Source organism: Streptomyces novaecaesareae, assembly GCF_000716875.1.
Lineage (GTDB): Bacteria > Actinomycetota > Actinomycetes > Streptomycetales > Streptomycetaceae > Kitasatospora > Kitasatospora novaecaesareae.
Map to the genome: position 1 here is coordinate 39,115 of NZ_JNWQ01000051.1, position 11,664 is coordinate 50,778.

At 73.6% G+C, this 11,664-nt stretch carries 13 protein-coding genes; 7 read left to right on the top strand and 6 right to left on the bottom strand.

Going from position 1 to position 11,664, the window contains the following annotated elements; genetic code table 11:
- Window positions 1-64 precede the first annotated feature (64 nt).
- The gene (locus OP86_RS20235) at window positions 65-1,513 is read right to left on the bottom strand and encodes an MFS transporter (RefSeq protein ID WP_030062155.1); all 1,449 of its coding nucleotides are present in this window, start codon (window positions 1,511-1,513) and stop codon (window positions 65-67) included.
- Between the two features lie 14 nt (window positions 1,514-1,527).
- Window positions 1,528-1,923 (bottom strand): MarR family winged helix-turn-helix transcriptional regulator, encoded by a 396-nt coding sequence (locus OP86_RS20240; protein WP_033332667.1) that lies wholly within the window; start codon window positions 1,921-1,923, stop codon window positions 1,528-1,530.
- Between the two features lie 216 nt (window positions 1,924-2,139).
- Between OP86_RS20240 and OP86_RS20245 the strand changes: the two genes are divergently transcribed.
- Entirely contained in the window at window positions 2,140-2,820 is a 681-nt protein-coding gene (locus tag OP86_RS20245) for a response regulator (RefSeq protein ID WP_033332647.1), read from the top strand.
- Between the two features lie 115 nt (window positions 2,821-2,935).
- Here the strand turns inward: OP86_RS20245 and OP86_RS20250 are convergent, their stop codons facing one another.
- The 4 genes from OP86_RS20250 to OP86_RS20265 all read right to left on the bottom strand — a co-directional run bounded on the left by OP86_RS20250 (window position 2,936) and on the right by OP86_RS20265 (window position 6,881).
- Window positions 2,936-4,171, bottom strand: a complete 1,236-nt coding sequence (locus OP86_RS20250; protein WP_033332650.1) for a sensor histidine kinase — start codon at window positions 4,169-4,171, stop codon at window positions 2,936-2,938.
- A gap of 172 nt (window positions 4,172-4,343) precedes the next feature.
- Entirely contained in the window at window positions 4,344-5,795 is a 1,452-nt protein-coding gene (locus OP86_RS20255) for an FtsX-like permease family protein (RefSeq protein ID WP_245231806.1), read from the bottom strand.
- Window positions 5,796-5,818: 23 nt separating this feature from the next.
- Window positions 5,819-6,583, bottom strand: coding sequence for an ABC transporter ATP-binding protein (locus tag OP86_RS20260; protein WP_051830318.1), 765 nt, complete (start codon window positions 6,581-6,583; stop codon window positions 5,819-5,821).
- Window positions 6,584-6,692: 109 nt separating this feature from the next.
- On the bottom strand, window positions 6,693-6,881 hold the full coding sequence (locus OP86_RS20265; protein WP_030062162.1) for a hypothetical protein: 189 nt from the start codon (window positions 6,879-6,881) through the stop codon (window positions 6,693-6,695).
- 504 nt (window positions 6,882-7,385) lie between these two features.
- On the opposite strand from OP86_RS20265, the gene OP86_RS20270 reads away from it, so the two are divergent.
- The 6 genes from OP86_RS20270 (at window position 7,386) to OP86_RS20290 (ending at window position 11,132) form a co-directional block, all read left to right on the top strand.
- Entirely contained in the window at window positions 7,386-7,916 is a 531-nt protein-coding gene (locus tag OP86_RS20270; RefSeq protein ID WP_030062163.1) for a GNAT family N-acetyltransferase, read from the top strand.
- Window positions 7,917-8,038: 122 nt separating this feature from the next.
- Window positions 8,039-8,599 carry a hypothetical protein gene (locus OP86_RS20275; protein WP_030062164.1) on the top strand — a complete coding sequence of 187 codons (561 nt, stop codon included), beginning with the start codon at window positions 8,039-8,041 and terminating at the stop codon, window positions 8,597-8,599.
- On the top strand, window positions 8,596-9,363 hold the full coding sequence (locus OP86_RS20280; RefSeq protein ID WP_051830316.1) for a hypothetical protein: 768 nt from the start codon (window positions 8,596-8,598) through the stop codon (window positions 9,361-9,363). Before OP86_RS20275 ends, OP86_RS20280 begins: the two co-directional genes overlap by 4 nt.
- 100 nt (window positions 9,364-9,463) lie before the next feature.
- Window positions 9,464-10,351 carry a ketopantoate reductase family protein gene (locus OP86_RS20285; RefSeq protein ID WP_030062166.1) on the top strand — a complete coding sequence of 296 codons (888 nt, stop codon included), beginning with the start codon at window positions 9,464-9,466 and terminating at the stop codon, window positions 10,349-10,351.
- A 115-nt stretch (window positions 10,352-10,466) separates the two neighbouring features.
- Window positions 10,467-10,625 carry a hypothetical protein gene (locus OP86_RS36715; RefSeq protein WP_157849791.1) on the top strand — a complete coding sequence of 53 codons (159 nt, stop codon included), beginning with the start codon at window positions 10,467-10,469 and terminating at the stop codon, window positions 10,623-10,625.
- A 108-nt stretch (window positions 10,626-10,733) separates the two neighbouring features.
- Window positions 10,734-11,132: a hypothetical protein gene (locus tag OP86_RS20290; RefSeq protein ID WP_030062167.1), complete on the top strand. Its 399-nt coding sequence runs from the start codon at window positions 10,734-10,736 to the stop codon at window positions 11,130-11,132.
- Window positions 11,133-11,664: the final 532 nt, after the last annotated feature.

Below are 11,664 nucleotides of genomic sequence, written 5' to 3' on the forward strand. Positions count from 1 at the left end.
TTCCTGCCGCCCGACGTGGCCACCGTCAAGGTGCCGTCCACGCGCCAGATGATCTGACGTATCATCAACTACGCTTCTGCGACTGGTCGGTCATCCGCACGAGCGTGCGGTCCGGCAGGGTGAGGAGGAACAGCAGGGCCGCACCGCCGAGCATGAACAGCGCGAGGTGGTGCAGCCCGGCCGTGGTGGCACCGTGCGGGAAGAACGCGGCGTTCGCGGCGGAGGCCGCCATCGCGCCGAGGTACATGAACGTGCGCAGCAGCCCGGCCGCGGAGGCGATCGAGGCCGGATTCGCCTGGTGGTACAGGGAGGTCTGGGTGCCGAGCCCGATCAGCCCCTGCGAGATTCCGGCCGGCACACCGACCGCGATCAGCAGCACGACCGGGCTGCCTCCGTCCACCAGCAGCAGCGCCCCACAAGCCGCGATCTGCACGGTGGACCCGACGAGCAGCTTGGCGCGCACGGCCGGACTGCGGCCGGTGAGGCCGGACACCGCGAGGGCGGTGAGCGAAAGCGGCAGCAGGACCAGCCCGGCGGAGGCGGCCGACAGGCCGCGCCCCTCCTCCAGCCACTGCGTGTAGCCGTAGAGGAAGGCGTAGATCGCGGTGTAGCCGAGGAGTTGACGCAGATAGGTGGCGACCAGCGGACGGTTCCGGGAAAGCGCCCGCAGGTCGATGAAGGCGGTGCGGGCGCGCGACTCGCGGACGGCGAAGCCGGTGGCGGCGAGGACGGCCAGGACCGGCAGGTACCAGAGCGCCGGGCTCGGCTTCATCAGGAACAGCATCAGCGCGAGCAGCAGCACCGCGAACAGGGCGATCCCGACGTGGTCGAGGCGGTCAGGGCGGGCGTCACGGTGGTCGGGCCCGGCGGTCCCGGCGGGGCGGGCGGTCCCGGCGGGGCGCGGTGCGGTGGTGGGCAGGCGGGCGGCCCCGAGGGCCAGACAGGCCAGCGCGAGCGGAACGTTGACGGCGAAGACGGTCCGCCAGCCGCCCACGCCGATCAGCAGGCCGCCGAGGGTGGGGCCGACCACGGCGACGGTCTGGTTGGCGACGGCCAGCACGGTCAGCACCCCGGTGGGGCTGGACCTGCCGGTCCGCTCGGCCTCACTGCGGGTCAGGTGCATCGCGGCCGGGTAAGCCGCCGAGGTGCCCAGCCCGAGCAGCACCCGGGCCGTGATCAGCAGCCCGAGCGACGGGGCGAGCGCGCCGAGCAGCCCGGCGATGCCGACCAGGGCCGTCCCGGCGAGGTACAGCCGGCGCGGCCCGTAGGTGTCCACCAGCTGCCCGATCACCGGCTGGCCGACGGCGGTGGCGAGGTAGAGCGCGGCGACCAGCCAGGCGGTCTCGGCGGGCGGCGCGCCGAAGGCCGCGCCCACGGGCACCAGCGCCACGGCGATCATCGACGAGTTGATCGGGTTGAGCACCGAGCCGAGCACCATCGGGGCGATCAGCCGACGATTGAACCCCTCCTCGGGGGAGGGCCGTCGGCGACCGGACCGGAGCCGGGCCAGCAGGGCGACCGGGCCGCTCACAGCCGGCTCAGCCGGTCCATCAGGGCCAACGCCTCCAGCATGGTGGTGCGTTCGGCCTCGGTGAAGTGCTCCGCCAGGGCCCGGGTCAGCCATTCCTCCCGCGCCTGACGGCTGTCCGCGATCCGGGACAGCCCGGTCTCGGTGAGACTGACCAGCTGACGGCGCCCGTCCTCGGGGTCGGGGCGGCGCCCCACCAGGCCGCCCTGTTCGAGCGCGGCGAGGGTGGCGGCCATGGACTGCGGGCGGACTCGCTCGGCCGCGGCCAGCGCACTGGCGGAGGCCGGGCCGTCGTTGATCAGCCGACTGAGCACGGCGGCCTGGGAGGGCGTGAGGTCGCTGGTTCCGCTCGCCTCCCGCAGGGTGCGGCGCAGCCGGCTGAAGACGGCCCGCAGCTCGCGGGCCGCGAGGACGGCAGAGTCGGCGGGGCGTCCGGAATCGGTGGGAGATCCGGAGTCGGCGGGAGATCCGGAGTCGACGGAGTCGGGGGCAGTTCGCTTCTCGGTCACGATTCCACGGTAATTTCATCAGTCTGAACTGTCCAGTCTGGACTGCATGAATTTCCCGGGGGCGGGGTACGGGCGCCGCTACGCCCCCGGAATAATGGCGGCATGACCGACAAGCAGCTCCGCGTCGTCCTCGCCGAGGACTCGGTGATCCTCCGGGACGGGATGGTCGAGCTCCTCACCGCGCGCGGCTGCGCGGTGGTCGCCACCGCCGGGACGGCACCCGAGCTGATCGCCGCCGTCACCGAGCACCGGCCCGACGTGGCCGTGGTGGACATCCGGATGCCGCCCACCCACACCGACGAGGGGATCCGGGCGGCCGTCGAGATCCGGGCCGCACGGCCCGAGACCGGGATCCTCGTGTTCTCCCAGCACGTGGAGACCGCCTGGGCCGCCCGACTGCTGGCCGGCGGCGCCGCCGGCATCGGCTACCTGCTCAAGGAACGGGTGGCCCGCACCTCCGCGTTCGTCGACGCCCTGCACCGGGTCGCCGCAGGCGGCACGGCACTCGACCCGGAGATCGTCAACGGACTGATGCAGGGCCGCCGACGCAACCGGGTGGACGCGCTCACCCCGCGTGAGCGCGAGGTGCTGGAGCTGATGGCGCAAGGCCATTCCAACCGCTCGATCGCCACCCTGCTCACGGTGTCGGAGCGCGCGGTGGAGAAGCACGTGGCCGCCGTGTTCACCAAGTTCGACCTGCCCGCGACCGACGCCGACAACCGTCGGGTCAAGGCCGTACTGGCCTACCTCGCGGAGAACGGCACTCATGGCACCGGGCCATGAGCGTTGCTCATGACGCCGACGCCCCCGTTTCATGAGCGACGCTCATGACCCGGACATGAGCGTTCCTCATGACGCTCCCCCATGAGCCTTCCTCATGCCCAGCCAGGAACGCCCGTCACAACCTGCAGGGAAGTTCGGCGCTGACCACCGTCGGCCCGCCCGTCGGGCTGTCCACCCGCAGCACTCCGTCCACCGCCGCGAGCCGTTCGGCCAGGCCCGCCAGCCCGGTGCCCGCGCCGATCGCGGCGCCGCCGCGCCCGTCGTCGCGCACGGTCAGCCGGACCCTCCCGTCGGCGGCGCGCGCGGTCAGCTCCGCCGACCGCGCGTCGCTGTGCTTGGCCACATTGGTCAGCAGCTCGGCCGCACAGAAGTAGACGGCCCGCTCGATCACTTCGTCCGGCCGCTCCCTCAGGTCCAGCCGAACGGCGACCGGCACCGGCGAGGTGGCGGTGAGCCCGGGCAGCGCCTCCGCCAACCCGCCGTCCAGTGCCACCGGGTGGATGCCCCGGGTGAGCCGGCGCAGGCCCGCGATGGTGTCGTCGGTCTGTCCCCGGGCCCGGTCGACCAGGGTGCGCAGCCGCCCGAGGTCGGGAGCGCCCGGGTCGAGGAGCGCGTCGTCGGCCAGCGAGAGGGTGATGGCGAGCGCGACCAGCTGCGCCTGGGTGCCGTCGTGCAGGTCGCGTTCCAGGCGCCGCAGCCGGTCGGTGTTCTCGGCGAGCAGGGTGGCCCGGGCGCTTTCCAGCTCGCGCACCCGCTGCTGCGAACGCACCGGGCCGAGCAGGGTCCGGGCGAGCGCACGGTTCGCCCGGCTCAGCGCCCGCAGCACGGCGGGGACGGCGGCCAGCAGCAGGACGCCGACCGGGATCGCGCCCAGGTCCAGCCAGCCGAACGGCCGCGGGCCCGGTTCCATCAGCCGTAGCCAGAGCGGGAAGCCCACCAACCAGAGGGCGCCGAGCGGCAGCCCGACCGCGGCCAGGAAGCCGACCGCCCCCAGGGGCAGCCGGAGGACGAGGTAGAGCAGGACCCGCCAGGCCACCGGGTCGGTCAGCACCACCCGGCCGCGGGCGAGCACCCCCGACGGGCGGGGCAGCGGCGGCGGTGCGGGCACCGCCTCGCCGAGCAGCCGGCCGACCAGCCACCGGTGCAGCCCGCCGATCCGCCGTGCCCCGAGCAGCGCTGCCACCAGGAACGGCAGGCCCAGCACGGTGAGCGAGAGCAGCACCCCCGCATAGAGGACAGCGACGGCGTAGACCCCGCCGAGCACCCCCAGCGGCAGCCCGAGGACGGCGAACGCCGTCTCGCCTCTCCGCACCGCCGGGAGCCGCCGCCGCTCGACTGCCGTCCGCCTCACCGCTCAACCACCGTCCGCACCCCGTCCACTCACCGCTCGCCCGCCGACCGGCCCCCAGCATCCACCAGTGATTGCCGGACCACCGCATCCGGCAGTCCCTTCCCACCCCCGCAGCCCCGCCCGAGGGCCGCTCTCGGCCCCGCCGGTCACCCCCACTCGCCGCTCACCCCCCTCACCCCCGCTCGCCGCTCACCGACGCCACCGCCGAACCGCCACTCGCCCACACCCCCGTGCCCACGATCCCCGGCACCGTCAGGAGCGCCGCCCCGAGCACCACCCACGCACACCCCGCGCCCGGCACCACCGGCACCACCGACCCCCGCACCGCCCAGCTGAACGCCCCCGAGGAGGCCGCCGCCACCGCCGCCCCCAGCAGCACACCGATCGCCGTGGTCAGGGCCGCCTCCATGGAGAGCATCCGCAGCAGCTGCCGTCGCGTCGACCCGACCAGTCGCAGCAGGGCGAACTCCCGGCGGCGGTCGGCGGTCAGCGCGACCAGGGTGTTGACGGTGGAGACCGCCGCGAAGCAGACCAGCAGGCCGAGTTCCGCCTGGCGCAGCCAGATGTCGCTCGCCTTGGTCACGCTGGTCGCGGCTCCGGTCGCCCGGGCCACCCGCTCGGCGGTGCTGGTCATGATCAGCATCGTGCCGGAGAGCCCGACCAGCAGCGCGACCGGCACCACGGCCGAGGAGAGCCGGGCCGCGTAGCCGCGCAGGTTGGCGTCCGCGAGCCAGCCGGCCCGGGGGACGAGTGCCCGGACCGGGGCGCCGAGGAGGGCGGCCAGCGCCCGTGCCGCCAACGGTCCGAGCAGCGCGAGCGCCACCAGCAGCACCATCGAGCCGAGCAGGGCCGCCTGCCCCGCCTTGTCGAGCTCCCCGGGCGGCCTGGTCGCGGCCAGCCGCAGCAGCAGCACGCCGCCCGCCAGTACCGCGACCCCGGCCACCGGCCGCAGCACGGCCGCGACCCGCGACCCGCCCGTTGCCGCGCCCGTGCCCTCGGCCGTTCCTTCGGCCAGGGCGACGGCCGGTGCGGGCCGGGTGACCCGCCAGGCCGAGGCGGCGGCCGCCGCCAGGCCGACCAGCAGCGCCACCCCGAGCGCGACCAGCATCGGCACCGGCGTCCCGGGTATGTGCAGGCCTGGCGCGGCCATCCCACGCCGCTGCAGGGCGGTGAGGAAGGCACGGGCGGCGAGCAGGCCTGCCGCGCAGCCGGGGACGGCCGCCAGGAGGACGGTCGCCACGACCTGGGCGCGCACCACCCGCCGCACCTGACGGGGCGTCGCCGCGACGGTGCGCAACAGGGCGAGGTCGCGGTGCTGCTGACGGAGGGTGAAGCCGAGCGCGTTGACCACGACGAACAGCGCGACCAGGACGGCGATCTCGCCGAACGCCCCGGCGATCACCAGCACACCCGGCCCGGCCACCGGTGCCCGCGTCACCGCCCTGGGCGCCGTCACCTGGGCGGCGACCAGCGAGCCGAACAGCGTCACCGTCGCCGTCGCGAGGAGCAGCGCCGCGGCCAGTCCGGCGAAGGCCGCCGGGCGGCGCCGGAGCTGTCCCACGGACAGCGCCAGGACAGGACTGCTCATCAGGCTCATCGGGCTCACCTTCCTCACCTGGCTCATCGGGCTCATCGTCCTCACCTGGCTCACCCGCCCATCCGGCTCAGCCGCGCACCGACCTGTGCGGCGGTCGGACTGACCAGCTCGTCCACCAGCAGCCCGTCCGCGAGCAGCAGCACCCGGTCCGCGTAGCCGGCGGCCACCGGGTCGTGGGTGACCATCACGCAGGTCTGCCCGTCGCCGTCGACGCCCGCACGCAGCAGGTCGAGGATGTCGTGCCCGGTGGCGCGGTCGAGCGCACCGGTCGGCTCGTCGGCGAACAGCACCTCCGGCCGGGCGACCAGCGCCCGCGCGATCGCCACCCGCTGCTGCTGGCCGCCCGAGAGCTGCCCGGGCCGGTGCCGCTCGCGTCCGGCCAGCCCCACCCGGGCCAGTGCCTCCCGTACCCGGGCCCGTTCCGGCGGGTGCCCGGCCAGCCGACCGGGCAGCTCGACGTTCTGTGCGACGGTCATCGCCGGCATCAGGTTGAAGGCCTGGAACACGAACCCCATCCGGGTGCGGCGCAGCTCCGCCAGCCGCCGCTCGGGCAGCCCGGACACCTCCGTGTCGCCCCACCGGACGGTGCCCCTGGTCGGCCGGTCCATCCCGGCGAGGCAGTGCAGCAGGGTGGTCTTGCCCGACCCCGAGGGCCCCATCACCGCCGTGAACGTCCCCGGCGCGAAGGCCACGGACACCCCGCGCAGCGCCCGGACCGCCGCCGTGCCGCGCCCGTACTCGCGGTACAGCCCGTCCCCGCTCAGGGCCGTACCCGTCGCCCCGATCTGAGCCGCCGGGGCCGCGGCTGTCGTCATCCCGTTCATGCCCTCCATCGTGGGCATCCGGAGCCGGGAGATCGATAGTGCTGGCCCCCGAATCGATGGTTCGGAAAACCGAACCCCGCAGGTGGTGGTAGGTCGGGGGCTACGCCCCTTCGTGCCCGGTGCGGTGGCTCCACCGCCGCACCGCGTCCGCCCGGTGGTCGTACCGGTACTCGCCCCAGGGCAGCGGCCCGAGGCGCTCGACGCCCGCCGCCGTGCGGGGGTCGTCCCGCAGGAGGAGGCCGTAGGCACCCTCCAGCCGCAGCTGCTGGTCCTCCTCGTCCAGCAGCACCGCCAGGGCGTCGGCGACCTCGGGCGTGCGGTCCGCGGAGGCGGCCAGGACGGATCCGGCGGCGAGCCGGAGGCCGGCCGCCTCGTCGCGGACCAGGCCGAGCAGCGCGGCCCTGGTGCCGGAGGTGAGCGGGTGGCCCCCGAGCGCCCTCCACGGCGGCCCGCAGCAGCGGCCGCCCGTCCTCTACCGCGCGCGTCGGGACCCGCCCCCTCCCCGATCGCCGCCCACACCGCGTCGACGTCCCGCGCCCCCACCGCCGTCCGCAACCGGTCGTCCGCCGCCATCCGCTCCCCTTCTCCCCCCACCGCCCTCGCCCCGGACGCTGCCGGGACCGGCGCACCCCAACGGCTCGGTCCGCGATTGATGGTGGCTGTAGTTCCGTCTCGGCGGTAGCTGATCTGGGGTGTTGCGACGACCGTTGACCAGCCCGGAGTGTTGTGATGAGCGGTGCTCGGTCGGGATATTCGCTGGTCGCCGCATGTTGATGGTGGTCATACTGCCGCGATGGATCCAGTGACGCTTGAGACCGACCGTCTGGTGCTGCGGGCCTTCACACCTGCAGACGTGGATGCGGTGTACGAAGCCTGCCAGGACGAGGACATCCAGTTCTACACCCCGGTGCCGGTGCCGTACCGGCGTACGGACGCGGAGAAGCTCGTCGGCGAGAAGCTGCCCGCTCAGTGGGCCGAGGACAGGGACTACACCCTCGGCGCGTTCCGCAAGGACACCGGCACCCTGGTCGGCTCGTACTGCCTGACCCTCATCAGCCGCGGCGTCTGGGAGCTCGGTTACTGGGCGGTCAAGGAGCAGCGCGGACGCGGGTACTCGGTGGAGGCCGCTCGGGCCCTGTGCGACTGGGGCTGGGCCACCCTCGACGTCCACCGCATCGAGTGGTGGGCCATGGCCGGGAACACCGGCTCGCGTGCCGTCGCCGAGAAACTCGGCTTCACCGTCGAAGGGACACTGCGCAGTCGCGGCATCGCCAACGACGGCAAGCCGCACGACTGGTGGGTAGGTGGACTGCTGAGGCCCTGATACTCGGGCCGATGCTTGGCCGGCTGCGTTTGCTCCAAGTCGTAGCCCGGCCAGGCCCGGGCGGGCCACCGCTTTTCCGACCCGGCCTCCCTTCTGCCGGCCCCACGAGGAATCATGACCGGGTGACGATCGACCTGTTGCCCGGCCACGGTGTCCGCCTGCCTGCCCCGCTGCCCGAACTGCGCTTCGGTCTCACCGAGGCCGCGGTGCGCGGGTTGCTGGCTCCGCACGGCGAACTGCTGCCCGACGGTGTGCGGAACACCTTCGTCTGCGGCTGCCGTTGGGCGCTGGCCTTCCAGCTGCCCGGGGTGAGCGTCACCCTCTGTTCGGACGACCGCGACCGTTTCCGGGGAGTCGGCGTCGGCCGGAACCCGAACGACGACCGGCCCGCCTGCCCGGTGGGCTACCACGGGATCGACCTGCTCGGCTGGCCGGCGAACGAACTGGTCGAGGCCCTGCGCGCCGAGGGCCTACCGGTGCCCGACCCCGCCCACGGCACCCTCCGCCTCGGCTCGCTGTACCTCTCCCGTCACCCGGCCCCGCGCCGACCGTCGGCCCCGGGCCGCAAACCGCGCCACGAAGGGCCGTTCACCTTCGACGTCGTGTTCCTTTCCGAACGAGCCGACCCCTCCGACCCTTCCGAACGAGCCGAACCCTCCGACCCCTCCGAGGCCACCGAATGACCCCGCCGACCCCTCCGCCCCCGCTACACCCGCACCCGACCGGCACCGCGACCGGCCCGCACGACGCCGCGTTCCTCCCCCGCCTGCGCCTCTCCCCGCGCCCGGCCGAGCAGCCGATCACCGCCCCGGTCCCCAAGCTCGGCGGCGAGCCCTGCTGGCTGGCCGAGCCCGCCTGGCCGCTCTCGCCCTCGACCGGTGAACCGCTGGTGTTCATCGGCCAGTTCGCCGTCCCGGGCTTCGCCGTCCCGGGCGAGGAGCTTTGCCTGGCCTACCTCTTCCTGGCGGAGGGCTGCATCAGGGGCGGCCCCGACCGGGACGCGGGTGACGCCGTGCTGCTCGTCCAACCGGGCGGGCGGATAGCGCCGTTCGCCACCATCGGCCCGCCCGGCACCCGGGGCCGGTCGCTCTGGCGTCGCGAGTCCGACGGCGACGAGACCCCGGTCGAGTTCCACCTGGACCTGCTGCCCGTCCCCGCGGACGTCGACCGGTCGATGGACGAACGAGCCGCCTTCCAGCGGTACTTGCGCGGCGAGGGCCCCGAGGTCCGTTTCCCGGCCGGCCCCCACGTGCACGACCACGTCGGCGGCCTCCCGTCCTTCCCCAGCGGCCGGGCCCTGGTCCCCGCGCCGTGGCGGTACCTCTTCGCCCTCACGGACACCCCGGACGAGGGCGATCCGTACTTCCTCGATTTCGGCTACGGCGACGGGTTCGGCTTCCTCAGCCCGGACGGCCTGGAGGGCCGCTTCTACTGGGAAGTCCCGTAGCCACCGGCGCCGCCGAAGCCGCCCGCGCCGCCCGCCGCCGACTGCACGACCGGCGACCCCGTAACCACCCGCAACCCTCTTCACCCCCAAGGGAGTCACCATGAGCAGCACTGCCCCTCTGACCGTCGCCGTCCTCGGGCCGGGCGGCGTCGGCGGCCTGATCGCCGGACTGCTCGCCCGGGACGGCCACCGCGTCGTCTGCCTGGCCGGCGAGGAGACCGCCGCCGCCATCGCCCGGGACGGACTGCAGGTCCGCAGTGCGCAGTTCGGCGAGTTCACCGCGCGGGTCGAGGCCGCCACCGAGCTGCGCGAACCGGTCGACGCCGTCTTCGTGACCGTCAAGGAGACGGCGCTGGCCGCCTCGCTCGACCGGCTGCCCGCACAGACCCTCGGCACCGCGATCGTGGTGCCGCTGCTGAACGGCCTGGACCACATGGCACTGCTGCGCGAGCGTTACCCGGCCGCCCGGGTCACGGCCGGCACGATCCGGATCGAGGCCACCCGGACGGCACCCGGTCGGATCGAGCACACCAGCCCGTTCGCCGCCATCGAACTCGCCGCCCCTGTCGAGGAGTTCGCCGAGCGGCTGCGGCACACCGGGCTGGACGTCGCGCTGTGCGAGGACGAGACCGCGATGCTGTGGAGCAAGCTCTCCTTCCTCGCCCCGTTCGCGCTGCTCACCACCCGCCACGCGAGCGGGGTCGGCACCGTGCGCACCGAGCACCGGCCCGAACTCATTGCCGCCCTGGACGAGATCACCGCCGTCACCCGGGCGGTCGGCGCACCGGCCGACGCGCAGACCCTGCTCGCGCTCTTCGACCACATCCCCGGGACGACGAAGTCCTCGATGCAGCGCGACGTGGAAGCCGGCCGCCCGACCGAGCTCGACGCGATCGGCGGCGCCGTGCTGCGGGCCGCCGACGCGCACGGGGTCGCCGTCCCGACCCTCGCCCGCCTGGTGAGCGAGCTCTCGGCCCCTGACCTGTAGTCGGACCCGGACCGGACCCGGACTCGGACCCGAATTCCGCCGACCGCTTGATGGTTCCCGGCCACCAGTCCCGGCTGCGGTTGTCGGGGCGTCACCTCGGGGTAGCACTCGCGGGGTGACGCCTTCCGACCGCCGAGGCATTCCCGCCCGGGACCGGCCCGGCCTGTACGGCCTGTTCGCCAGGGTCAACGGCCTGTTGCCGCCCGCCGCATGGCAGACCTGCACCGATCTCCTCGGGCCGGACGCCGGCGATCGGCCGATCACGATGACCTGACGGAGCATCAGATTCGGCCACCGGAAGGGAATTTGCCGGCCGTTCATCCGTCCCACCGGAACCACCTTGCACCGTAGAGGCGTTGTCGATGACGGGAGGGATAGTGACATGACAAAGAAGCCGTACCGCCTGGCCGCCACCGCACTCGCGGTGCTCATCGCGGCCCCGTTGTTCACCGCGTGCAAGAACGCCGATCAGGCCATCGACTGCGGAAAGAAGGCGATCAGTCTCACCGGCGATGTCCAGGACCTCGCGGACTCCGCGATCAACGTCGGCCAGATCACCGACAAGGAGCGCCGCAAACACACCGTCGACGCCTTGAAGAAGATCATCGACGATGCCAAGAAGATCCGACAGGACGGCGGGAGCAAGCTCGATTCGGCCGCCGACAAGCTCTCCAAGGCCGTCGGCGATGCCATCGACAAGGTCTCCGACGGCAAGCAGCCCGACATCGGGGCGATCACCAGCGCCGCCGGCGCCGTCACGGCCGCCTGCGCCGACTCCTGACCGAACCACGACCCTGACACCACACCGCGATCCGCCCGTTCCCGGCCCGGCCCGGCACCACCAGGCCGGGCCCGGTCGGTGCCGGGCCGGCCAGTGAGCACATCGCCCCGGGAGCACATCCCACGACGCAACATCCCACGACGCAACATCCCGCCACGCACCATCCCGCCACGCAACATCGCCCGGCGAGCCGCATCACCACCCACGGCGCCCGGGCCTGTCGCCACCGCCCCTGGGAGCGGCGGGGTCTTGGCGTACATCGTCACCATCCTTCGAACGGCCATTGTGCGTGGCTGAGCACTTTGATGAGTGCCCGCACACTCCGAGTGCCCGCCGTCACCCGGCCGAGCCAGTGCCCGCCTGAAGAGAATCGGCGTTCCGATGCGGGTAGCCGGCCTCCGGAATGTCTTCCAGAGGCCGGCCACCGAGTCGATCAGGCGGTCCTACGTTGTTGGCATGGGTTGGACGGGCCGTCGTAAGGTCCAGAGGCCCAGAGACGCCGGGTATGGCTTTCAGGCGGTTGCACGCGATG

What these genes read in the sequence shown, in the direction of transcription:
- OP86_RS20285 (WP_030062166.1), top strand. Translation starts at nt 9,464, where the DNA reads ATGAGCAGCACTGCCCCTCTGACCGTCGCCGTCCTCGGGCCGGGCGGC.
- OP86_RS20255 (WP_245231806.1), bottom strand. Translation starts at nt 5,795, where the DNA reads ATGAGCCAGGTGAGGAAGGTGAGCCCGATGAGCCTGATGAGCAGTCCT.
- OP86_RS20270 (WP_030062163.1), top strand. Translation starts at nt 7,386, where the DNA reads ATGGATCCAGTGACGCTTGAGACCGACCGTCTGGTGCTGCGGGCCTTC.
- OP86_RS20245 (WP_033332647.1), top strand. Translation starts at nt 2,140, where the DNA reads ATGACCGACAAGCAGCTCCGCGTCGTCCTCGCCGAGGACTCGGTGATC.
- OP86_RS20280 (WP_051830316.1), top strand. Translation starts at nt 8,596, where the DNA reads ATGACCCCGCCGACCCCTCCGCCCCCGCTACACCCGCACCCGACCGGC.
- OP86_RS20290 (WP_030062167.1), top strand. Translation starts at nt 10,734, where the DNA reads ATGACAAAGAAGCCGTACCGCCTGGCCGCCACCGCACTCGCGGTGCTC.
- OP86_RS20260 (WP_051830318.1), bottom strand. Translation starts at nt 6,583, where the DNA reads ATGACGACAGCCGCGGCCCCGGCGGCTCAGATCGGGGCGACGGGTACG.